Raw genomic sequence first — 20882 nt, forward strand, 5'->3', positions numbered from 1 at the left:
GATTACTGGGTCGGCTGCTGTCGAGCGAGCGCGTCAGCGGCGTCGATGAACGCCTTCGCGAGGTGGACCGCGCGTTGTTCGCGAATGGCCGGGTCAGGATGCCAGAACGCCTGCCGACTGGTGTGGTAGGTCTCGATGACGGTCAGGTCCGCGATCGTCGACGGTGATCGTCGGGCGAGACGGCGCCATCCAGAGTGGGCAGAACCGCCGTGCAGCATGACGACTCGCAGCCTTGGCATCAGTTCGATCAGCTCTAATAGCGGCCCGACGCCGCTGTCAAGCTGGGCCGCTGTAGGGGCCTTATTGATGTACCACGGGTATGCGTTCCACGGCACGACATCTGCGGCGCCGATCCCGACGTCGGCGAACAGTGTGCTGATGCGCTCTGCGGTTGCATCATCGTTCTCCATACAGAGGAAGCCGCTGCCACCGTGATCAACATTGGTCTTCGGGCCCGGGTCACGAAGGACACTGAGCAAGCAGGCGTTGACGCCGCCGTACATCGGCGCGACGTAAGGCGCCCAAATCTCGCCACTGGGATCGCAGAGTCTGTCTACGAGCGCGTTGATCGGCGCGATGTGAGCAGCGCGAAGCCCACGGATCTGTTCCTCACGAAATGTCGCGTCTCGCATCCGCCGCGCCACGCACTCAGGGTAGGTCGACGGCGGATCGATGGCGTCGACAACGGTCGCCCTCTGACGGCACATAGGGATAAGTCTGCGCCTCGCCTGCACGACCAAAGGCTGCTTCAAATAACGACGGCTACGGCACGCCCGGGATCCTGTCGGTGCTGGACACTCCCGCGAGTTCGCGGCTTGCGCACCGGGCGCGAGGTGGTGGCGGGCTACGCAGCGCGCAGGAGTTCTAGCAAGGCCGCCTTCGGGACCTTGATGAGGCGGCCGATGTGGATGATCGGGGTTGGCCAGCGGCCTGTGCGGACGAGTTCGTAGGCGAGGGTGCGGCCGATTCCGAGCATGGTGGCTGCCGTCGGCAGGTCGACGACCGCCGGCACTGCGGCGGCGGTGTCGAGCCGGTCCTGGAGTTGGGGCATTGTGGCGGCTCTCCGATCGTGTCGTCGGTTCACCTATGACAAGTGCATCCGGGGGACCGAACTGGACACCGATCGCGGAAATTCTTGCGCCAGACCGAGCAGGACGGTCGGCGGATAGCCTGCGTACGGCAGGTCAGCTGTGGCGGAGGAGGCGGTGTGGCGCAGGCGCGATTCCGCGGCGACCGCCTGGCTGAGGCGCGCCGTCAGAACGGGATGAGCCAGTCGCAGCTTGCCGAGGCGATCGGCACGGCCGGCCGGGAGCGGATCAGCCAGTGGGAGCGCGGTGTGGAGCAGCCGCAGCCGAAGCTGCTGCGTGCGGTGGCCGACGTCTTGGGCGTGGACCCGCTGCTGCTGATGGACGTCGATACCGGTGCCCGGACCCTGCGTGATCTTCGCTTGGCGGCCGGGATGAGCCTGCGCGACGCCCGGACGGCTGCCGGGTTGCCGTACACGACGTACTACCGGCTGGAGAACGGTGTCGGCACCGTGCCGCCGTCGCGCAAGCTGCTCTCGCAGGTGGCGCGCGCGCTCGGTGTCCCCGTGACGGTCGTCGGCCCCGCGATCGAGCGCTCACGTGCGGCCCGCGCGGGCGGCGCGCCGGAGTAGATCGAGGCTCGGGGCAGCAACAGTGGCTGACGTCGCGTGTTGTGGTTATGATCCACGCTTAAACATACGCTGTCCCGGACGGTGTGACCACGCGGCCGGTCCGAGGAGTGAGCAGCGGGAGGGGCGGTCACGCCGATGAGTCCGAAACCTGCTGTGTACACCGCACCGACCTGCTTGCGCGCTCTGGCCGATTGGCATGGTTTCGGCCTATTCTGCGAGCGTCGCGTGTGGTGTGGGTCACGTTCGCTGCCCAGTGAGTGGGGCCCACGCTCGGGAGGACACCGTATGGCTGCCAGGCGGCTGATCGAGCTGGCGCTGGTCGGCGCGCTGTCCATCACCGGTTGCAGCAGAGGCGCAGCCGATCCGACGCACTCGGCGAGCGCCCCTGCCTCGTCCCGCAGCGTCGCGCCGAGTTCCCCCGCGCCCTCCCCTGCGAGTTCCCCACCGGCCTCGCCGAGCTACGACCCGCAGGTGAAGCCGGCGGTGGACGCCTATCTCGCGTTTTCGGCAGCGGCCTTCGTCGCCGAACAGAAGCCGCCCGCGCTGGGCGCACCGCTGCCCGCCGGCGGGGATTTCTCGACGTACTCGTTCGACCCGATCAAGGGTGATCTGCTCGGTTACGTCACCACGCTGAACCGCAATCACCAGGCGTGGCGGGGGACGCCGCCCGCACCGCGGGTCTCGGTCCTCTCCGCCGATCTGGGTGCCGTGCCGCACCCGACGGTCACACTCGCCGACTGCCCGACGCCCGCGCCGACCTGGGAGCAGTACGACGTGACGACCGGGGCGGTCGCACAACCCCAGCCCGGGTCCGCGCCACCGCCGTACCTGATCACGGCCCAGCTCATCTACTACGAGCACCACTGGGGCGTCTCCAAGACCACCCACGATTCGAGCCGGACATGTCACGTGTAGGACGACTGTTCGTCCTCGCCGCCGCGGTCGTGGCCACCGCGGCGGCGGCGGCCGTCGGCGCGGTCGCCGCGCACGCCGACACGCAGCAGTGCACGACCGATCCGTACACGGGGGTGGTCACGTGCATCGTCGTAAGGGATCCGACGCCCCCACCTGGGTCGAGCGCCCCCAGCAGCGGCGGCGGCCCGACCGGGTGCACCTGGGCGGGCGCCGCCGTGCCGTGCAGCACCGACCTGGGCTGGTTCAGCAACGGTTGCTATTGGCAGGCGATGAGCCCGCAACCGGCGGCGGGCGACCCGGCGTGGCAGGGTCATTCTCCGGGCGAGGGGATGATCTACCGGAAGTACTGCATGTACGACCCACCCGGCCCGTACTACATCTGGAGTGCGGACCCGCCGCCCGGGGCGCCTGCCACGCTCCCACCTGCCGCGACTGTCGCGCTGCGCGCCGAAGCGCAGCTGGCCCTTCCGACGCTGCGGGCGCAGTCCAACGCCAGCGCTGCAGCTGCCACATACGTGGCGGTACCGACCTGGCTGTGGGTCGACCCCGCCGGGTGGCACCCGCTGTCCGCGTCGGCGTCGGTCGGCACCCGCGCGGTGACGGTCACCGCCACACCGGTAGCGACGCTCTGGAACACGGGGGACGGCTCGGCGCCGGTGAGATGCGCCGGTCCCGGTGCAGCGTTCGACCCGGCGCGGCCGTACGACCCGCCCTGCGGCCACACCTACCGGACCTCCTCGGCCCGACAGCCGCAGACCGGCCCGGCACCGAACGACAGGTACTTCACGGTCCGCGGCTCGGTTGTGTTCGCCATCCATTGGGTGTGCAGCGGTGACTGCGACCAGGCCTCCGGCGACCTGGCGGACATGACTTGGGGCACGACGGCGATGCCATTGCGGGTGTTCGAGGTGCAGACGGTTGTGGTCAATCACTGATCGACGAAAGGGCGGTGCGGCGTGAGCGTGCAGACGTCACCCAGCCACGTCGTGGGCAACGGGCGCGCCGGACTCACGCCACCCCCCGGCCAGCCGCTGCCCACCCGGGCGCGCCGACGCGGGCTCATCGCCGTCGGGGTGCTGCTGGTCGCCGCGTCGGCATTAGCCGCCGCGGTGCTCTACAGCAGCGCTGGCGGGAAGGTCACCGTGATCGTCACGGCGCGGCCCGTCGCCGTCGGCCACGTCATCACACGCGGCGACCTGAGCACCGCACAACTGTCGGCGAACAGCGTCCCCGCCTTCGCCGCCACGCACATGAACCGTGTCGTCGGCAAGGTCGCCGCCGTCGGGCTGGTCGCGGGCCAGGTGCTGAACCCGGACATGATCACCGACCAGGCACCGCTGCCCATGGACTCCGCGGTGGTCGGCGTCGCGCTCAAGCCCGGCCAGCTTCCCGCCGACGGCCTGCGAACCGGCGACCACGTCATGGTGGTCATCCTCGCGCCGGCGAGCGGAACGTCGGCGAGCGTTACGGCACCAACGGTGCTCGCCGCTTCGGCGCCCGTCGTCGGGTCCGTGGCTCTGCCCGCCGCGTCGGGGTACGTCGTCTCGGTCGCGGTACCCAGGTCGTCGGCGGCCCAACTGGCGTCCGCGTCCACCAGCGGCCTGGTCGCGCTCGTCAAGGTTGGGGGATAGCGATGCTCACGATCTTCGGTGTCAAGGGCTCACCCGGCGCGACTACCTGCGCGCTGCTGACCGCTGCGCTGTGGCCGACCCAGGCGCTGCTCGTCGAGGCCGACCCCGCCGGCGGCGACCTGGCGCTGCGCCTGTCCGGCCCCAGCGGTCAGGTGCTGCCGCGCAGCCCGAGTATCGCGGGGCTCGCCGTCGAACCGTCCGGGTCGCCGGGCTGGGAGCGCGCCTGGCACCACGCGCTGCAGACCCGGGTCGGCGTGTCTGTGGTGTGCGGTCTTGTGGAGGCCGAGCCGATGGGAATCGCCGTCCGACAGCACGCCCAGGCGATGGCACGCAGGCTTGCCGGGACGGAGACGATCGTCGACGCCGGTCGCCTGCTGCCGCAGACGCCCACCTTCCCGTTCGCCGCCGCGGCCGAAGCGATCGTGCTGGTCGTCGGTGACGGCGCCGAGCAGTTCTTTCACGCCCGTGATTTGCTAGGCGGGCTGCTGCCGGAGGTCAGCGCCGAGACAGGCACGCGGTCGTCGGTGCACGCGGTCGTGGTCGCCGGCCCTCGCCGTGGATCCGCAGCCGCGACCGAACTTGCGTCGGTGCTGGGGCAACGCGGACTGCCCGTCGCCGTTGCCGGATGGATCGCCCACGACCGCAGCGGGTTGCAACGGTGGACGGCTGCGGAACGCGGCACGGGCCGCTCGATCCTGCTGCGCTCGGCGAGGCCGGTCGTGACCGAGATCGCCGAGGCACACGCCCGGGCGATGCGCGCCCGCAGCGGCGACAGCGCTGAGGGTCAGGAACAGGTGAGCCTTCGTGCCAGGTAGCCCGGTAGCGACCGCACCCCCGGACCTCGTGGCCGAACTGCGCCGCGAGGTCGGTGCCGCACTCGTCGAGCAGCGACGCCGCTACGCCAGCGCGGGAACGTTCCTGAGCGGGCAGGACGAACGCCAACTGGCGAGTTCCTTGATCACTGAAGCGGTCCGCGGCTACGCCGCGCGGCAGCTGTCCGACCGGTCGCACATCGTGCCCGAAGGGGTGCAGCTTGACCTGTCCCGGGCGGTGTGGGCCGCGATGTTCCAGGCCGACCGGCTGCAGGCACTGCTCGACGACGCGGATGTGGAGAACGTCAACCTCGTCGGCTGCGACGCGACGTTCGTGAAGTACGCCGACGGCCGCAAGGAACGCGGACCTGCCACCGCCGCGAGCGACGAGGAGTTGATCGAGTTGGTGCGCCGCCTGGGCACCTGGGTCGGGCTGAGCAGCAGGCCGTGGGACATCACCAACCCGTTCCTGCGGCTGCGGCTTCCCGACGGCTCACGGCTGGCGGCGATCGGCTGGGTGTGCGACCGGCCGACCGTCTCCATCCGCCGCAACCGCCACCCACGCGTCAGCCTGGACGACATGGTCGCGCTCGGCACCTGCAGCCCTCAGGTGGCGGCGTTCCTGGGCGCGTCGGTCCGGGCAGGGCTGACCAGCGCGATCGCCGGTGACCAGGGCGTCGGCAAGACCACCCTGCTGCGCGCCATGATCCGCGAGATACCGGCCGACGAGCGGATCTTCACCATCGAGGCGTCACTCGAACTGGACGTCGCGGCGATGGGCACCCACGACGACGTCGTCGCGCTGGAGGCGCGCCGCTCCTACGGCGACAAGTACGGCGAGGTCACCCTGACCGACTTGGTGCGCGAGACCCTCATCCAGGACGCCAGCCGGGTGATCGTCGGCGAGTGCCGCGGCCCGGAGATCATCGCGCTGCTGAACGCCACGCTCGGCGGCAGCGGCGGCAGCCTCACCACGATCCACGCCAAGACGGCGACCGGGGTGTTCAACCGGATCGCCAGCTTCGCGGTGCAGTCCGAGGAACGGCTCTCGGCCGAGACCGCGCACATGCTCACCGCCGACGCGCTCGAACTCGTCGTGTTCCTACGCAGCGTCCGCGACCCGCGGACCGGGGTGCGGCGGCGGGTGGTGCACGAGATTCGCCAGGTCGACGGCTTCGACCGCGTCGTCCAGTCCTCGGCGCTGTTCACGTTCGACCCGTCCACGATGCAGGCCGAACCCACCGACACCGAACTGATCTGCGCCGCGCAGCTGATCGATGTTGGCTACGACCACTACGCCTTCGGCGGTGCGGTGCGGGGGTGGGGACGATGACCGATCCCACCGTCCTGCTTTTCGCTGCCGTCGCGGGCGTCGGCGCGGTCGGTGTCGTCCTGATCGTCGCCGGCGCCCGCGCGGGCACCTCGCCGCGCGCGGCTCGTCCTGCGCCACGTGCGCGGGCGGTGCTACAGGCAGCACGCGACCCCCTCGTCGGTGCCCGGCTGATCGGCGGGATCGTCCTGGCGACCGTCGTGCTAGTCACGACCCGCTGGCCGGTGGCGGCCGCCGCCGTCCTCGTGCTAATCCTGGGCTGGCCAGCTCTGTTCGGCGCGGGCGGCGCGGGGCGTGACCGTGTCGCCCAACTGGAGGCGCTGGCGATGTGGGTGGAGTCGCTCAAGGACCTCGTCTCCGGAGCTTCCGGGCTGCGCGAGGCGATCCCGGTCAGCGTGGAGACGGCGCCGCCGCTGCTGCAGCCGCCACTGACCCGGTTGCGTGGCCTGCTAGCGGCACGGGAGTCGTTGACGACCGCACTGCCGGCACTCGCCGAGGACCTGGCCGACCCGAGCGCCGACCTGGTGATCGCGACCCTGATCCTCAACGCCCGCTCGCGCGGGCCGGGGCTCGCGAACGCGCTGCAACGGCTGGCCGAGTCGATCCGGGAGGAACTGGAACTGCGCCGCCGCATCGAGGCGGGTCGGCGCGGTGACCGGCGCAGCGCGCAGATCATCGTCGGCATCACCCTCGCGATGGGCGCGGCGATGGCGTTCGTATTCCCTCCTCAGTTCACCCAGCCGTACCGCAGCCTCACCGGACAGGGCGTGCTGCCGCTGCAAGGGACTCGATGAGTGAGTCGACCGCCCAGGCAACTGCCTGCTGGGCGTCGGCCTCGTCCAGTCCGCTCTCGTCCGCGATGATCACCCAGGACGCGGCGCTGCACAGGTGCGTGATGACCGCGGTGGCCCATCGTGCGGTGTCGGCATCCAGGCCTTCGGTCGCCGGCTTCAGCGCGGTGCCGATCGCCTCGACCCGTTGCCCGCGTACTGCAGATCGGGTCGCGCGTCCGGCCGTCGTGCGCACCAGCGCGCGCGCGAGGTCCGGTCGCGTCGACAACCGCCGGGCGGCTTCCAGCAGGCTGGCGGAGATGTCCTGCGGACCGGCGATGTCGAACGGCACGCCCAGCGATCCGTAGAGGTGTTCGCCGGCCGCGCTCAGCAGCGCGGACCGGTCGGGGAAGTAGCGATACAGCGTGCGCAGCGAGATCCCCGCTGCCGCCGCGACGTCGGCCATCGACAGGTCGTCCACCGCGGTGCCTTCCAGTTCGGCGATCACCGCATCGAGCACCGTCGTACGGACGTGTTGCGCCTGGCGTGCACGCAGAGGTGTCCGGCCCGCTTCTTCCATGGCATAACCGTGTCAGAGTGGCATGGATGTGTCAAGAGCGGCGTCAAGCAAGCTGTGCAGCAATCCTCCTGGCGCGCATTCGCCGAGTGTCAGGTCTGTCCGGGCAGGCCCGGTACGGCCGATCAGCCCTTGGGGGCGAACAGCTCCAGCGCGATGTGGTCCGGGTCGCGGAACTCCAGGATGTGCGCTTCGCCGATGTCCTTGACCGGCTCGTGGGCGATGCCCAACTCGTCGAGCACCGCCGCGGCAGCGTCCAGATCGGCGCGTGATGCCACCGCGAAGCTGAGGTGGTCCAGGCCTACGCGGTTCTCGTCGAATCGGTCGGTTGCCACCGGCCGCAGCCCGAGCAACTGCTCGCCCACGTGGTACAGCACGCCGCCGAACAGGAAGGCGAACCGCTCGCGGGTGGCCTCGTCGGCATCGGGCGGCATCTCGAAGGCCACCGGCCAGCCGAAGACGCTCTCGTAGAACGCCCGGGAGCGGGTGATGTCGGTGACGGTCAGCCGAACGTGCGAGAAGGCAGCTGTGGTGGCAGGCATACCGCGATCATCCCACCGGCCGCCGGCCGGCCGCAGCGGCCGGCTACTGCGCCGTCAGGCCGACTGTGCGCAAGCGCGCTGCTCCGACGCGGCGAGTTGCAGGTACGTGCCGCCCGCACCGTCACCCCGGCGCAGGCGTGGCGCCACTCAGTAGGGGACGCCGATCTTGCGCCACTTGCGCCCACCCGTGCCCGGCTCGCTGGGGCTGCTCGCGCGGCGCCGGCGGTACACGATGTACGGGCGCCAGAGGTACCACAGCGGGTAGCTCCACGCGTGCACCAGTCGGCTGAACGGCCACAGCGCCCAGATCGCCCAGGCCGCCGTCGCGTGGATCTGGTAGATGAGCGGCGCGTGAGCGATCGGTTGCACGTCCGGCGAACCCGAGAACAGGCCACGGAACCACGGTGCCACGGTGGTGCGGTAGTCGTAGCCGTGGCCGAACAGGTTGATTCCCACGGTCGGCGCGATGCCGGTGAGGATGATGATCAGTAGCAGGATCAGCGTCACGTAGTCGGTCTTCGGGGTGGTCGCGCGCACCCGCGGGACGAACAGCCGGCGGGTGGCCAGCACGACGACGCCGCCGATGACCAGAACGGCGGCCAGCGTGCCGGCGCCCGCCGAGAACCAGCGGTATGCCGATTCCGGGATGCCCACCGCCTTGGTCCAGCGTTCGGGGATGAGGACGCCGATCACGTGTCCGGCGATCGCCGCGAACGTGCCGTAGTGGAACAGCGGGCTGCCCCACTTGAGCATCCGGCGTTCCTGCAACTGCGTTGAGCGGCTCGTCCAGCCGAACTGGTCGTAGCGCCACCGCCACACGTGGCCGACAACGAAGATCCCCAACGCCAGGTACGGCAGTGCCACCCACCAGAACAGCTGCGCGTTGGTCGTCATCGCGGAACCGCCGCGCCGGCCGGGACGCTCGCGCCGTAGCCGCTCAGGTACTCAGGTGGCGCGAACGGCTCCAACCCGACCTCCTCCTCCGGCGGACCGGACTCCCACGCAGTGCGGACCTGGCTCAGCTCGCGGCGGCCGAGCCTGGGCAGCTGCGCGCTGACACCGGAGATGATCGACGCGTACGGTGTCCCGGCCTTCTCCAGCGCCCGGTGCAGCAGTGCCAGGTCGGCCCGGTGCGAATGCAGCAACCGCTCGCCGCGCGGGCACAGATCGGCGAACTCCAGCACCATCGGCAGGTAGTCGGGCAGTTCGCTTTCGCACGGGACGAACCCGGCGTCGCGATAGGCCGTCTTGAAGATGACCATCGCCATGCCACGTTTGCGGGTGTCGCCGTAGCGGTAGTACGTCAGGTAGAGCGCGCACCGGCGGCGCAGGTCGAACGTCTCGACGTAGTGCTGGGCGACCTCGGTCGGCGAAGTCGTGCGCAGCCAGTGCAGGAACTGGCCGAAGGCCTCGCGCGCTGGTCGCGGCGAGGTGCCCGCGGCGAACGCGTCCAACTCGTCCAGGCCGTCGAACAGGGCGGCGCTCGGGTACTGCAACAGCACCGAGGCCAGCTTGAAGGAGCTGTTCATGCCGGGCCCCGCTCCGGGAACAGGTTCGGGGCGCCGCTCCTACCGTCCCATCCCAGCAGGTTGAAGTGGGTGCGCCCGTCGTCGGCCTGGAATGTGCCGACGTCGCCGGACGCCGCCGGCGCGGACGGTGCGGTGCCCGCCCGCTCGGGACGCCAGCTCGAGATGCCGTGGGGGCCGGTACCGCCCATGCCGGGTCCGCCTTCGGTGTCGAGGCTGCAGAACAACTGCTCGTGCTGGCCCATCAACGCCCCGGCCTCCTCGGCGTGCGCCTTCGGGATGACGTAGCGGTCCTCGTACTTGGCGATGGCCAGCAGCCGGTACAGCTCGTCCAGTTCCTCCAGGCCGGCGTCGACGGTAGCGGGCAGCTTCTCGTTCGGGGTGAGCCCGAGTTGGCCGGCCCGCTGGATCGCGCGGACCACGGCCAGCTTGCGCAGCACGCGTTGCACCGTGTCGACCTTGCCCGCGGTGAACAGGTTGGCCAGGTACTCGACGGGGATCCGCAGCGCGTCGATGGTCGCGAACACCTGGTCCGGGTCGGCGTCGTCGTAGCCGGCGGCGTGCACGATGTCCGACACCGGCGACAGCGGCGGGATGTACCAGACCATCGGCAAGGTGCGGTACTCCGGGTGCAGCGGCAGGGCTACCCGGTGCCGGACTGCCAACTGGTACGTCGGCGAACGGCGGGCCGCCTCCAGCCAGTCGGCCGGGATGCCCTGCGCGAGCGCGGCCGCCTGCACCTGCGGGTCCTCGGGGTCGAGGAACACCGACATCTGCGCCTCGTACAGGTCTTCGTCCTCCGGCGTCGTCGCCGCGTCCAGCACCTTGTCCGCGTCGTACAGGATCAGCCCGAGGTAGCGCAGCCGCCCGACGCAGGTCTCCGAGCAGATGGTGGGCTGGCCGGCCTCGATGCGCGGGAAGCAAAACGTGCACTTCTCCGCCTTGCCGGTGCGGTGATTGAAGTAGACCTTCTTGTACGGGCAACCCGACACGCACATCCGCCAGCCGCGGCACTTGTCCTGATCGACCAGGACGATGCCGTCCTCCTCGCGCTTGTAGATCGCACCCGAGGGGCAGGACGCCACGCACGAGGGGTTCAAGCAGTGTTCGCAGATGCGTGGCAGGTAGAACATGAACACCTGCTCGAACTCCATCTTGACCTTCTCCTGCAGGTTCGCCAGGTTCGGGTCGGCCATCGCGTGCTCGGGCGCGCCCGCCAGGTCGTCGTCGAAGTTGCTGCCCCAGGCGATGTTCATGTCGGCGCCGGTCAGCGCGGAGATCGAGTGCGCGGTGGGGTTCGGCGTGCCCAACGGGGCTTGCAGCACGCGCTGGTAGTCGTAGGTCCACGGGTCGCCGTAGTCGTCGATGCTGGGCAGGTCCGGGTTGTAGAAGATGGTCAGCAGCTTGCGCAGCCGTCCACCGGCCTTGAGCTGTAACCGGCCCTTCTTGTCCAGGGCCCAGCCGCCGTGCCACTGCTCCTGGTCCTCGTAGCGCTTCGGGTAGCCGATCCCGGGCTTGGTCTCGACGTTGTTGAAGTACACGTACTCGGTACCCGGACGGTTGGTCCACACCTGCTTGCAGGTCACCGTGCAGGTGTGGCAACCGATGCACTTGTCCAGGTTCATCACCATCGCCATCTGGGCCATGACTCTCACCGGTACTCGACCTCCTGGGCGCGGCGGCGGATCACGGTGATCTCGTCACGTTGATTGCCGGTGGGACCGTAGTAGTTGAACCCGTAGGACAGCTGCGCGTAACCGCCGATCATGTGTGTCGGCTTGACCACCAGGCGGGTGAGCGAGTTGTCGCCGCCGCCGTGCCAGCCGGACACCTCGGACTTCGGTGTCATCAGGTGCCGGTCCTTCGCGTGGTACATGAACACGGTTCCTTCCGGCATGCGATGGGTGACCACTGCCCGGCAGGCCACCACGCCGTTGCGGTTGTAGGCCTCTATCCAGTCGTTGTCCGCGACTGCGATCTTCGCCGCGTCGAGCGGGCTCATCCAGATCACGGGTCCGCCGCGGAACAGCCGCAGCATGTGCAGGTTGTCCTGATACTCCGAGTGGATCGACCACTTCGAGTGCGGCGTCAGGTAGCGCACCGTGATCTCCGGCCGTCCGGCGTCGCGCAGGCCCTGCTCACCGAAATGTCGCACGTAGTCCAGCGGTGGCCGGTAGGTCGGCAAGCTCTCGCCGTATTCCATGATCCAGTCGTGGTCGAGGAAGAAGTGCATGCGTCCGGTGAGGGTGTGCCACGGCTTCTTGCGCTCCACGTTGACCACGAACGGTGAGTAGCGCCGGCCGCCGGTCTCGCTGCCGGACCACTCCGGCGAGGTGATCACTGCGCGCGGCTGGATCTGCGTGTCCGCGAAGCTGATGCGCTCGCCCGAGCGTTCCTCGGCGAGATCGGCCAGCTTGACGCCGGTGCGCTCCTCCAGGTCATGCCAACCCTGAACGGCCACCTGCCCGTTCGTGGTGCCCGACAGCGCGAGGATCGCCTCCGCCAGGTGGATGTCCCTGGTGAGCCGCGGCCGCCCGTCCGCGACCCCGCCGCGCACCCGGCCGTTGACCCGGCCGAGCAGGTCGACGGCGGCGGCCGGCTTCCAGCTCACGCCCTTGACCGCGGTGCCCACGCCTTCGACGAGCGGACCGAGCGCCGCCATCTTCTCGGCCACGGCGGCGTAGTCACGCTCGACGGTGACCAGCCGCGGCATCGTCACGCCCGGGATCGGCTCGCACTCGCCACGCTTCCAGTCCCGCACCACGCCGCCGGGCTGGGCCTGCTCGTCGGCGGTGTCGTGCAGCAGCGGGGCCGCGATGACGTCGTGGCGGGTGCCCAGGTGCGTCGCGGCGAGTTGCGAGAACGACTCGCCGATGGTCTTGAACACCTCGAAGTCGGTGCGGGTCTCCCACGGCGGTGCGATCGCCGGGTTGAACGAGTGCACGAACGGATGCATGTCGGTCGTCGAGATGTCGTGCTTCTCGTACCAGGTCGCGGCCGGCAGCACGATGTCGGAGTAGGTGCAGGTGCTGGTCATCCGGAAGTCGACCGTGGTGACCAGGTCAAGCTTGGCCCGTGGTGCCGGGTCGCGCCACCGCACCTCGCTCGGGCGCAGCCGCTCGGGGGACTCCTCAGCGCGCACGGCGTCATCGACACCGAGCAGGTGCCGCATGAAGTACTCCATCCCCTTGCCCGAGGAACCGAGCAGGTTGGCGCGCCACACCGTCATCACGCGCGGGAAGTTCACCGGGTTGTCGGGGTCCTCGCCGGCGAAGTGCAACCGGTCGGCCTGGAGCTCACCGGTGACGTACTCGTTCACGTTCTTGCCGGCCGCCGCGGCCTCGTCCGCCAGATCGAGCGGATTGCGGTCGAAGGCCGGGTGCGAGGGCGTCCAGCCCATCCGCGACGCCTGGGCGAGCGTGTCCGCGAAAGCCTTCCCCCGGAACAGGCCCCTGCCTAGCGGGCTGGCCAGTTCCTCGGCACCGAAACTCTCGTAGCGCCACTGGTCGGTGTGCAGGTAGAAGAAGGACGTCCCGGTCATGTGCCGGGTGGGCCGCTGCCAGTCCAGCGCGAAGGCGACCTGCTGGAAACCGGTGAGCGGACGCACCTTCTCCTGCCCGACGTAGTGCGCCCAGCCGCCGCCGTTCACCCCCTGGCAGCCGCACAGCATCGTCAGCGTGAAGAACGTGCGATAGATCTGGTCGGAGTGGAACCAGTGGTTCGTGCCCGCGCCCATGGCGATCATCGATCGGCCCTTGGACAGTTCGGCATTGCGCGCGAACTCGCGTGCGACGCGGGTCATCGCTGCCGCCGGGACGGACGTGATGACCTCCTGCCAGGCCGGCGTGTACGGCTGCGGGTCGTCATAGCCCGTGGGCCAGTCGCCGGGCAGCCCGTCGCGCGAGACCGCGTACTGAGCCATCAGCAGGTCGAACACCGTCGTGACCAGTCGCCCGCCGAGGCGGCGGACCGGGACGCCGCGGCGGATCGCGCTGCCGCCCTCGGTCGCACCCACGTCGAAGCGAGGCAGGTCGACGGCGACCGCGTCCTCACGCGTGCCGTACAGGCTGAGCACAGGGTCGATGCCGCCGAGTTCCAGGTTCCACTTGCCCTTGCCGGCCTCGGCGAAGTGGGTGGCCAGCGTGCCGTTGGGGTAGAACGGCGCTCCCGTCGCGGAGTCCAGCAGGACGGTCTGGTGCGCCGAGCCGTCGGCGTCCAGGTCCGCCGCGGTGAGGAACCGGTCCGGCACATAGCCGTCGCCGTGTTCGCGCAGCGTCACCAGGAACGGCAGGTCGGTGAAGGACTTCACGTAATCGGTGAAGTACGGCACCTGGCGGTCCCGGAAGAACTCGGTGAGGATCACGTGTCCCATCGCCATCGCCAGCGCACCGTCGGTGCCCGGCGCGCACGGCAGCCAGTCGTCGGCGAACTTGGTGTGATCGGAGTAGTCCGGACTGACCACGACGACCTTCTGGCCGCGGTAGCGTGCCTCGGTCATGAAGTGCGCGTCCGGAGTACGCGTGATCGGCAGGTTGGTGCCCCAGATCATCAGGTACGAGGAGTTCCACCAGTCGCCCGACTCCGGCACGTCGGTCTGGTCGCCGAACACCTGCGGCGAGGCGATGGGCATGTCCGCGTACCAGTCGTAGAAGGACAGGATCGTGCCGCCGATCATCGACAGGAACCGGGTGCCTGCCGAGTAGGAGACCTGGGACATCGCCGGGATGGGTGAGAAGCCGACCACCCGGTCGGGGCCGTACTCCTTGACCGTGTGCACGTGCGCGGCGGCGATGAGTTCGGTGACCTCCGGCCAGCTCGCGCGCACGAAGCCGCCCATGCCGCGGGCCCGCTTGTAGCGGGCGGTGCGCTCCGGGTCGCCGGTGATCTCCGCCCAGGCGAGCACCGGGTCGCCGAGGCGTGCGCGGGCCTCGCGCCAGATCTCCAGCAGCGGCCCGCGCACGTACGGGTAGCGCACCCGGGCCGGGGAGTAGGTGTACCAGGAGAACGACGCCCCGCGCGGGCAGCCGCGTGGCTCGTACTCCGGACTGTCCGGCCCGACGGACGGGTAGTCGGTCTGCTGCGTCTCCCAGGTGATGATCCCGTCCTTGACGTAGATCTTCCAGGAGCACGAACCGGTGCAGTTGACGCCGTGCGTCGAGCGCACCTCTTTGTCGTGGCGCCAGCGTTCGCGGTAGAACGCCTCGGCGTCACGGCCGCCCACGCGAAGAAGTTCGCGATGGTCCGGCGTCGGGGTGCCGGGCTGAAGGAACTGCGCCTTCCGTAACAACGATTCGATCGGCTCGCCGCCCGGTAGCAGCGGGGCCAGTCGCTCCGGCGATCGGCGTCCTGGATCGGCCGCGCTCGGATCGGCTCCCGCTCGCTGGGTATTGCGTGTCCGCGTCATGCCTGCGCCTCGGTTCTCTCGGCAGGAACGGGTGACCAGCAGTCGTCCCGACCATAACGGCTCACTCGCGCGAAAGGACAGCCTCATTGTTCTGACGATCACGCTGTGAAAACATGGGTGCATGGGACGGCGTGAGCCGGACGACCCGGCGGTACGGTCGTGACCACTGCGGGCGAGATCATGAGCGCGCCGGTGATCACGGTGCACCTGCATGCCTCACGCGCGCACATCGCCGACACCTTGACCGCGCATCGCATCAGCGCCGCGCCGGTGGTCAACGACGCGGGCGCCGTGGTGGGTCTGGTGAGCGAGTACGACCTGCTGGCCAAGCCCGGTGGCGACGCGTCGGCCCTGATGACGACCGCGGTGATCAGCGTGAGCGCCGACTGCCCGGTCAGCGACATCGGGCACCTGCTCGTGGAGCGGCACATCCGGCGCGTCCCGGTGCTGCAGGACGGCGAGCTGATCGGCGTGGTGAGCCGACGGGACGTGATCGCCACGATGGCCACCGAGTGGGTGTGCCGGGTCTGCGGCGAGCCGGTGCGCGGGGAGCAGCCGCCGCAGGCATGTCCGAAGTGTCACGCGGCGCGCGAGGAGTTCGCGCTGCAGGAACAGCCGCCCGGGCCCTGAGCGACGGAGCACGGCGACACAGCCAGTACAGCGAGCACAGCAAGGAGAACCATGGCAGCCCCGGGCGGCGCGCATGCGCAGGCCGACACCGGTTCACCGCCTGCCGGTGAATCGCTGCTCGAGTACTACCGGCAGATGGCGCTGATCCGCGCCTTCGAACTCCGGGCCGCGCAGATGTACCGGATGGCAAAGATCGGCGGCTACTGTCACCTCAACCTCGGCGAGGAGGCCACTGTCGTCGGGCTGATGGCCGCGCTGCAGCAGCGGGACTACCTGTTCACGACCTATCGCGATCACGGCTATGCCCTCGCCCGCGGGTTGGAGCCCGGCCGCGTCATGGCCGAGCTGTTCGGCAAGAGCACCGGCGTGTCCGGCGGTCGCGGCGGCTCGATGCACCTGTTCGACCAGAAGGCCCGGCTGCTCGGCGGGTACGGGATCGTCGGCGGCCAGATCCCGCCCGCAACCGGTGCCGCCCTCGCCCTGACCTACCGTGGCGAACCCGGCCCGGACGCCGAGGCGGTGATGTGCCTGATGGGCGACGGCACCACGAACATCGGCGCGTTCCACGAGTCGCTGAACCTGGCCGCGCTGTGGCAGCTGCCGATCGTCTACGTGATCATCAACAATGGGCTGGGGATGGGCACCACCGTCGAGAACGCCTCGGCCGAGCCGGAGCTGTACCGCCGCGGCTGCTCCTACCGCATCGAGGGCGAGCGGGTCGACGGCGACGACGTGCTGGCGGTGCGTGACGCGGCGCGCGCGATGTTGACCCGCGCCCGGACGCAACGGCAGCCCGGACTGCTCGAGGCCGTCAGTCATCGGCTGCGCGGCCATTCGGTGGTGGACCCGGCGCGCTACCGGTCCAAGGAGGAGACCGAGCGGCTGCGCGAACTCGACCCGCTGCCCGCGCTGCGCGCCCGGCTGATCGACGACGGCACCCTTACCGACGAGTCCGCGCGGCGGATCGACGAGCAGGCCGAGCAGCAGGTCGACGCCGCGGTCGCCTTCGCCGACGCGAGCGCGGACCCGCAGGTGAGCGAACTGTTCGAGCATGCGTACGCGACTCCGGTGCCGAACGCCCCGCATCAGCTGCCCGGCGACCCGCTGCTCACGCTTGCGCACGCGTCGTCATGACGGTGCTCAGTTACCGGCAGGCGCTGCACGACACGCTGCGGACCGAGTTGCAGCGGGACGAGTCGGTGATCCTGCTCGGCGAGGAGATCGGCGTCTTCGAGGGCTCGTACAAGATCACCGCCGGGCTGCTGGCCGAGTTCGGGCCGGCCCGGGTGCGCGACACGCCCATCTGCGAGGAAGGCTTCGTCGGTGCCGCGGTCGGCGCTGCCATGCTGGGTATGCGGCCGGTCGTGGAGATCATGACGATCAACTTCAGCCTGCTGGCGATCGACCAGATCGTCAATCACGCCGCCAAGATGCACGCGATGTTCGGCGGGCAGGTGTCGGTGCCGATGGTGATCCGGACGCCCGGTGGCGGTGGGCAGCAGCTGGCGGCGACCCATTCGCAGAACCTCGAGGTCTGGTACGCACACGTTCCCGGTCTGAAGGTCGTCGCCCCGGCGACGCCGGCCGATGCCAAGGCGCTGCTCACCGCGGCGATCCGCGACGACGATCCGGTGCTGTTCCTGGAGAACCTCGCGCTGTACAACACCAAGGGCGAGGTTCCGGACGGCGAGCAGGTCGCCGAGATCGGGACCGCGTCGGTGGCCAAGGTCGGCAGCGACCTGACCGTGGTCAGCTACTCCCGGTCGACCGTGGTCGCGCTGGAGGTTGCCCGCCAGCTCGAGGCGGACGGGGTGTCGGTCGAGGTGGTTGACCTGCGCAGCCTGCGCCCGCTCGATCGCGAGACGATCTGCGCGTCGGTGCGCAAGACGAGCCGCGCGGTGGTGCTGGAGGACGACTGGCTCACCTACGGCGTCGGTGCGGAGATCGCCGCCAGCATCTGCGAGGGCGCGTTCGACTACCTGGACGCCCCGGTGCGCCGGGTCGCCGCCGCCGAGGTGCCGTTGCCGTACGCGAAGGCGCTGGAGCTCGCAGCGTTGCCGGACGCCGACGACCTGACCAAGGTGATCGGCGAAGTGCTCGACGCGACCCGGTTCACGCGCTAAGGAGGCGGCCTTGCCCGACGTCCGCATGCCCCGGCTGTCCGACACGATGACCGAGGGCATCTTGTCCCAGTGGCTCAAGCACGAGGGCGAGCAGGTCAGCCGCGGTGACGTGCTCGCGGAGATCGAGACCGACAAGGCCACCATGGAGCTGGAGGCAGACGACAGCGGCGTGCTGACCCGGATCCTGGTCGAGCCCGGCACCACCGTGCCGATCGGTCAGCCGATCGCGGTGATCGGCGAGCCGGACGCAACAGCACCGCAGGCAGCCGCAGCACCGGCAGCAGCAGCACCGGCAGCAGCAGCACCGCAGCCGACCCGCCCACCTGCCGCCGCTCCGGCCGCGCCGCGTTCGGTCGAGGTCCGCACCTCGCCACTGGCCCGCGCCATCGCGCGCGAGCACGGGCTCGACATCGCTACGATCACCGGCACCGGGCCGGGCGGGCGGATCGTGCGCGCCGACGTGCAGGACGCCGTCGCCGCGCGTGACCGGGCCACGACACCGCCGGCCGGCTCTGCCGCGCCCGGTTCGGGAGATACCGAGGTCCGGCTGAACTCCATCCGGCGCATCACCGCGCAGCGGCTGACCGAGAGCGCCGCCGCGCCGCACTTCTACCTCACCTCGGTCGTCGACGCACAACCGCTCCTGGCGCTGCGCAGTGAGCTGAACACCCAGCTCGCCGGTGCAACCGGCGCACCGCGGATCAGCGTCACCGACCTGCTGGTGTGCGCCTGCGCGATCGCGCTGCGCGCGCATCCGGGCGTCAACTCCTCCTGGGCGGGAGATCACCTCGTCCAGCGCGGTCAGGTGAACATCGGGCTCGCCGTGGCGCTGCCGGACGGGCTGATCGTGCCGGTGATCCGCGATGCCGACCGAAAAGGGGTCCGCGCGATCGCGAGCGAGGCACACGCGCTGTCCGATCGGGCCCGCGCCGGCAAACTCACGCTGGAGGAGTTCAGCGGCGGCACGTTCACGATCAGCAATCTGGGCATGTACGGCGTCGATCACTTCACCGCCGTGATCAATCCGCCGGAGGCAGCCATTCTCGCCGTCGGCGCCGCGCGCGACGAGCCGGTCGTGCGCGACGGCGAGCTGGTCGCCGGTACCACGATGAAGCTGACGCTCACGATCGATCACCGGGTTCTCGACGGTGCGGCCGCCGCCGCGTTCCTGCGTGATCTGGTCGGCCTGCTCGAGCAGCCACTGCGGATCCTGGCATGAACCGCCGGCAGGTCGAGCACGGCACCGTCCTCGACGCGATCGGGAACACCCCGCTGATCCGCGTCGACGGGATCTGGGTCAAGCTGGAGTTCCTGAACCCGTCCGGCTCGATCAAGGCGCGCATCGCGAAGTACATGATCGAGCGGGCCGAGGCCGAAGGCCTGCTCAAGCCCGGCGACACGATCGTCGAGGCGTCCAGCGGCAACACCGGCAACGCGCTCTCGATGGTCGCCGCGGTTAAGGGCTACCGGATGCTCGTCGTCATGCCGAACGGGATGAGCCCGGAACGCGCAGCCATCTCGCGTGCGTTCGGCGCCCAGGTGATGACGCTGGGCGACTTCCAGGTCAACGATGCGCTGGCGAAGGCGCGTGAACTGGGCGCACAGGACGGCTACTTCGCCCCGCAACAGTTCGACAGCGAGTGGAACGTCGAGGAGAACCGCACCTGGCTCGGGCCGGAGGTGCTGCGGCAGCTGCCGGACGGCGTGCTGCCGGACGCGGTGGTCGGTGGCGTCGGCACGGGCGGGACGATCGTCGGTGTCGGCCAGGCGTTCCGCGCGGTCAACCCGTCCTGCCGGGTCGTCGCGGTCGAGCCGAACGAGTCGTGCACCCTCATGTGCGGCGAGGTCGGCCGGCACCTGATCGAGGGGATCGCCGACGGCTTCGTACCCGGCATCATCGCCCGGCACCGCGGCGAGGTCGACGAGATGGTCGCGGTCGACAGCGAACAGGCGATCGCCGAGATGCGGAGGTTGGCGCGCGAGTTCGGCCTGTTCGTCGGGCCGAGCTCCGGCGCCCACCTGATCGCCGCGCGAGAGTTGCGCGAGCGCTACCCCGACGCGGAGAACGTCGTCACGTTCTTCTGCGACGAGGGCGAGAAGTACCTCGCGGAGTACTACCTGGACTGATCGCCGACGGCGGCCGGCTGCCGAATCGGACTACGGCTGCGTGGACTCGGGCAACTGCTGGTGCGTGGCGACCGCGAGCCGGTTCCAGACGTTGATCGTCGCCACGGCCATCAGCAGCGCGACGATGCCGGCCTCGTCGAAGCTCTTCGCGACGTCCGCCCAGATCGCGTCGGGCACGCCCGCCTCACCGATCCGGGTGACCGACTCGGTGAACGCGAGTGCCGCCCGCTCCTGCTCGGTGAACAGCTCGGGTGCCTCGCGCCAGGCGGACAGCACGTCCAGCCGGCGCTGGTCCTCGCCCTTCGCGCGGGCGTCCCGGTTGTGCATGTCCAGGCAGAACGCGCAGCCGTTGAGCTGCGAGGCACGGATCTTGACCAGCTCGTACAGCTGCGGATCCAGGCTGCTCTCGCGCACGTAGCGCTCGAGCGCGAACACGGCCTGCTGCGCCTTGGGGTCCACGCTGTGGATGTCCAGACGCTGATGAGTGCTCATGACAACTCGGCAAGGGTGTCCAGCGCGATGGTGGAGTGCGCGTAGGCACCTCCGGCGCGCATCTCCGCGGCGACCCAGATCGCTTCCATGATCTGCTCGTCGGTGGCGCCCTTGCGATGGGCCAGCTTGGTGTGGCCCTGGATGCAGTACGGGCACTGGGTGGTGTGCGCGACGGCGACAGCGATCAGCTGCTTGGTCTGCTCCGGGAGTGCCCCGTCGGCGAACACCGCACGGCTGAAGGCTTCGAAGGCCTCGTGCGTGTGCGGCGCCAATTGCTTGCGCCTGGCGGCGGTCTCGGCGGTGCTCTGGTGGTACAGCGAGTCGGACATCTTCTCTTCTCCTCCTT

General features: G+C 69.8%; 22 protein-coding genes. 12 read left to right on the plus strand and 10 right to left on the minus strand.

The window, feature by feature from the left end; all coding sequences use genetic code 11:
- Positions 1 to 2: 2 nt before the first annotated feature.
- Both M6B22_RS14835 and M6B22_RS14840 read right to left on the minus strand, forming a co-directional pair.
- The gene (locus M6B22_RS14835; RefSeq protein ID WP_269442338.1) at positions 3 to 644 is read right to left on the minus strand and encodes a uracil-DNA glycosylase; all 642 of its coding nucleotides are present in this window, start codon (positions 642 to 644) and stop codon (positions 3 to 5) included.
- A 200-nt stretch (positions 645 to 844) separates the two neighbouring features.
- Entirely contained in the window at positions 845 to 1051 is a 207-nt protein-coding gene (locus M6B22_RS14840) for a helix-turn-helix domain-containing protein (RefSeq protein ID WP_269442339.1), read from the minus strand.
- Positions 1052 to 1207: 156 nt separating this feature from the next.
- On the opposite strand from M6B22_RS14840, the gene M6B22_RS14845 reads away from it, so the two are divergent.
- From M6B22_RS14845 to M6B22_RS14875, 7 genes are all read left to right on the plus strand, one after another.
- The gene (locus M6B22_RS14845) at positions 1208 to 1657 is read left to right on the plus strand and encodes a helix-turn-helix domain-containing protein (protein ID WP_269442340.1); all 450 of its coding nucleotides are present in this window, start codon (positions 1208 to 1210) and stop codon (positions 1655 to 1657) included.
- A gap of 285 nt (positions 1658 to 1942) precedes the next feature.
- On the plus strand, positions 1943 to 2572 hold the full coding sequence (locus M6B22_RS14850) for a hypothetical protein (RefSeq protein ID WP_269442341.1): 630 nt from the start codon (positions 1943 to 1945) through the stop codon (positions 2570 to 2572).
- The gene (locus M6B22_RS14855; protein ID WP_269442342.1) at positions 2560 to 3507 is read left to right on the plus strand and encodes a hypothetical protein; all 948 of its coding nucleotides are present in this window, start codon (positions 2560 to 2562) and stop codon (positions 3505 to 3507) included. The genes M6B22_RS14850 and M6B22_RS14855 overlap by 13 nt, the downstream gene beginning before the upstream one ends.
- A gap of 21 nt (positions 3508 to 3528) precedes the next feature.
- Complete coding sequence (locus M6B22_RS14860; protein WP_269442343.1) at positions 3529 to 4203, plus strand: SAF domain-containing protein; 675 nt, start codon at positions 3529 to 3531, stop codon at positions 4201 to 4203.
- 2 nt (positions 4204 to 4205) lie between these two features.
- Positions 4206 to 5018: a hypothetical protein gene (locus M6B22_RS14865; protein WP_269442344.1), complete on the plus strand. Its 813-nt coding sequence runs from the start codon at positions 4206 to 4208 to the stop codon at positions 5016 to 5018.
- Positions 5008 to 6348: a CpaF family protein gene (locus tag M6B22_RS14870; protein ID WP_269442345.1), complete on the plus strand. Its 1341-nt coding sequence runs from the start codon at positions 5008 to 5010 to the stop codon at positions 6346 to 6348. Before M6B22_RS14865 ends, M6B22_RS14870 begins: the two co-directional genes overlap by 11 nt.
- The gene (locus M6B22_RS14875) at positions 6345 to 7139 is read left to right on the plus strand and encodes a type II secretion system F family protein (RefSeq protein WP_269442346.1); all 795 of its coding nucleotides are present in this window, start codon (positions 6345 to 6347) and stop codon (positions 7137 to 7139) included. The genes M6B22_RS14870 and M6B22_RS14875 overlap by 4 nt, the downstream gene beginning before the upstream one ends.
- Here M6B22_RS14875 and M6B22_RS14880 read toward each other — a convergent pair.
- The 6 genes from M6B22_RS14880 to M6B22_RS14905 all read right to left on the minus strand — a co-directional run bounded on the left by M6B22_RS14880 (position 7099) and on the right by M6B22_RS14905 (position 15164).
- Positions 7099 to 7695 (minus strand): TetR/AcrR family transcriptional regulator, encoded by a 597-nt coding sequence (locus M6B22_RS14880; protein ID WP_269442347.1) that lies wholly within the window; start codon positions 7693 to 7695, stop codon positions 7099 to 7101. The genes M6B22_RS14875 and M6B22_RS14880 overlap by 41 nt on opposite strands.
- 122 nt (positions 7696 to 7817) lie before the next feature.
- Entirely contained in the window at positions 7818 to 8234 is a 417-nt protein-coding gene (locus tag M6B22_RS14885; RefSeq protein ID WP_269442348.1) for a VOC family protein, read from the minus strand.
- Positions 8235 to 8381: 147 nt separating this feature from the next.
- Positions 8382 to 9128 carry a respiratory nitrate reductase subunit gamma gene (gene narI, locus M6B22_RS14890; protein ID WP_269442349.1) on the minus strand — a complete coding sequence of 249 codons (747 nt, stop codon included), beginning with the start codon at positions 9126 to 9128 and terminating at the stop codon, positions 8382 to 8384.
- A complete protein-coding gene (narJ, locus tag M6B22_RS14895; RefSeq protein WP_269442350.1) occupies positions 9125 to 9763 on the minus strand; it encodes a nitrate reductase molybdenum cofactor assembly chaperone in 639 nt (212 codons plus the stop codon). The genes narI and narJ overlap by 4 nt, the downstream gene beginning before the upstream one ends.
- Positions 9760 to 11406 carry a nitrate reductase subunit beta gene (gene narH, locus M6B22_RS14900; RefSeq protein ID WP_269445833.1) on the minus strand — a complete coding sequence of 549 codons (1647 nt, stop codon included), beginning with the start codon at positions 11404 to 11406 and terminating at the stop codon, positions 9760 to 9762. Before narH ends, narJ begins: the two co-directional genes overlap by 4 nt.
- 5 nt (positions 11407 to 11411) lie before the next feature.
- On the minus strand, positions 11412 to 15164 hold the full coding sequence (locus M6B22_RS14905; RefSeq protein WP_269442351.1) for a nitrate reductase subunit alpha: 3753 nt from the start codon (positions 15162 to 15164) through the stop codon (positions 11412 to 11414).
- Positions 15165 to 15323: 159 nt separating this feature from the next.
- Here M6B22_RS14905 and M6B22_RS14910 point away from each other — a divergent pair, with 159 nt between their 5' ends.
- Genes M6B22_RS14910 through M6B22_RS14930 form a run of 5 tightly spaced genes read left to right on the plus strand, consistent with a single transcriptional unit; the run spans position 15324 to position 20044 of the window.
- Entirely contained in the window at positions 15324 to 15794 is a 471-nt protein-coding gene (locus M6B22_RS14910) for a CBS domain-containing protein (protein ID WP_269442352.1), read from the plus strand.
- Between the two features lie 51 nt (positions 15795 to 15845).
- Positions 15846 to 16928: a pyruvate dehydrogenase (acetyl-transferring) E1 component subunit alpha gene (pdhA, locus tag M6B22_RS14915; RefSeq protein ID WP_269442353.1), complete on the plus strand. Its 1083-nt coding sequence runs from the start codon at positions 15846 to 15848 to the stop codon at positions 16926 to 16928.
- Complete coding sequence (locus M6B22_RS14920; RefSeq protein ID WP_269442354.1) at positions 16925 to 17917, plus strand: alpha-ketoacid dehydrogenase subunit beta; 993 nt, start codon at positions 16925 to 16927, stop codon at positions 17915 to 17917. The genes pdhA and M6B22_RS14920 overlap by 4 nt, the downstream gene beginning before the upstream one ends.
- 10 nt (positions 17918 to 17927) lie before the next feature.
- Positions 17928 to 19136 carry a dihydrolipoamide acetyltransferase family protein gene (locus tag M6B22_RS14925; protein WP_269442355.1) on the plus strand — a complete coding sequence of 403 codons (1209 nt, stop codon included), beginning with the start codon at positions 17928 to 17930 and terminating at the stop codon, positions 19134 to 19136.
- Positions 19133 to 20044: a PLP-dependent cysteine synthase family protein gene (locus M6B22_RS14930; protein WP_269442356.1), complete on the plus strand. Its 912-nt coding sequence runs from the start codon at positions 19133 to 19135 to the stop codon at positions 20042 to 20044. The genes M6B22_RS14925 and M6B22_RS14930 overlap by 4 nt, the downstream gene beginning before the upstream one ends.
- A gap of 30 nt (positions 20045 to 20074) precedes the next feature.
- Here the strand turns inward: M6B22_RS14930 and M6B22_RS14935 are convergent, their stop codons facing one another.
- Positions 20075 to 20536, minus strand: a complete 462-nt coding sequence (locus M6B22_RS14935) for a carboxymuconolactone decarboxylase family protein (RefSeq protein ID WP_269442357.1) — start codon at positions 20534 to 20536, stop codon at positions 20075 to 20077.
- Complete coding sequence (locus M6B22_RS14940; RefSeq protein WP_269442358.1) at positions 20533 to 20865, minus strand: carboxymuconolactone decarboxylase family protein; 333 nt, start codon at positions 20863 to 20865, stop codon at positions 20533 to 20535. The genes M6B22_RS14935 and M6B22_RS14940 overlap by 4 nt, the downstream gene beginning before the upstream one ends.
- Between the last annotated feature and the right edge of the window lie 17 nt (positions 20866 to 20882).

The sequence above is a fragment of the Jatrophihabitans cynanchi genome, assembly GCF_027247405.1.
In the GTDB taxonomy this organism is placed as follows: Bacteria; Actinomycetota; Actinomycetes; order Mycobacteriales; family Jatrophihabitantaceae; genus Jatrophihabitans_B; species Jatrophihabitans_B cynanchi.

Bases quoted from the DNA above. Each gene is read 5' to 3' on its own strand.
- M6B22_RS14905 (WP_269442351.1), bottom strand. From the start codon at position 15,164: ATGACGCGGACACGCAATACCCAGCGAGCGGGAGCCGATCCGAGCGCG.
- M6B22_RS14855 (WP_269442342.1), top strand. From the start codon at position 2,560: ATGTCACGTGTAGGACGACTGTTCGTCCTCGCCGCCGCGGTCGTGGCC.
- M6B22_RS14840 (WP_269442339.1), bottom strand. From the start codon at position 1,051: ATGCCCCAACTCCAGGACCGGCTCGACACCGCCGCCGCAGTGCCGGCG.
- M6B22_RS14885 (WP_269442348.1), bottom strand. From the start codon at position 8,234: ATGCCTGCCACCACAGCTGCCTTCTCGCACGTTCGGCTGACCGTCACC.
- pdhA (WP_269442353.1), top strand. From the start codon at position 15,846: ATGGCAGCCCCGGGCGGCGCGCATGCGCAGGCCGACACCGGTTCACCG.
- M6B22_RS14850 (WP_269442341.1), top strand. From the start codon at position 1,943: ATGGCTGCCAGGCGGCTGATCGAGCTGGCGCTGGTCGGCGCGCTGTCC.
- M6B22_RS14875 (WP_269442346.1), top strand. From the start codon at position 6,345: ATGACCGATCCCACCGTCCTGCTTTTCGCTGCCGTCGCGGGCGTCGGC.
- M6B22_RS14940 (WP_269442358.1), bottom strand. From the start codon at position 20,865: ATGTCCGACTCGCTGTACCACCAGAGCACCGCCGAGACCGCCGCCAGG.
- M6B22_RS14935 (WP_269442357.1), bottom strand. From the start codon at position 20,536: ATGAGCACTCATCAGCGTCTGGACATCCACAGCGTGGACCCCAAGGCG.
- M6B22_RS14920 (WP_269442354.1), top strand. From the start codon at position 16,925: ATGACGGTGCTCAGTTACCGGCAGGCGCTGCACGACACGCTGCGGACC.
- M6B22_RS14880 (WP_269442347.1), bottom strand. From the start codon at position 7,695: ATGGAAGAAGCGGGCCGGACACCTCTGCGTGCACGCCAGGCGCAACAC.
- narI (WP_269442349.1), bottom strand. From the start codon at position 9,128: ATGACGACCAACGCGCAGCTGTTCTGGTGGGTGGCACTGCCGTACCTG.
- M6B22_RS14865 (WP_269442344.1), top strand. From the start codon at position 4,206: ATGCTCACGATCTTCGGTGTCAAGGGCTCACCCGGCGCGACTACCTGC.
- M6B22_RS14930 (WP_269442356.1), top strand. From the start codon at position 19,133: ATGAACCGCCGGCAGGTCGAGCACGGCACCGTCCTCGACGCGATCGGG.
- narJ (WP_269442350.1), bottom strand. From the start codon at position 9,763: ATGAACAGCTCCTTCAAGCTGGCCTCGGTGCTGTTGCAGTACCCGAGC.
- narH (WP_269445833.1), bottom strand. From the start codon at position 11,406: ATGGCCCAGATGGCGATGGTGATGAACCTGGACAAGTGCATCGGTTGC.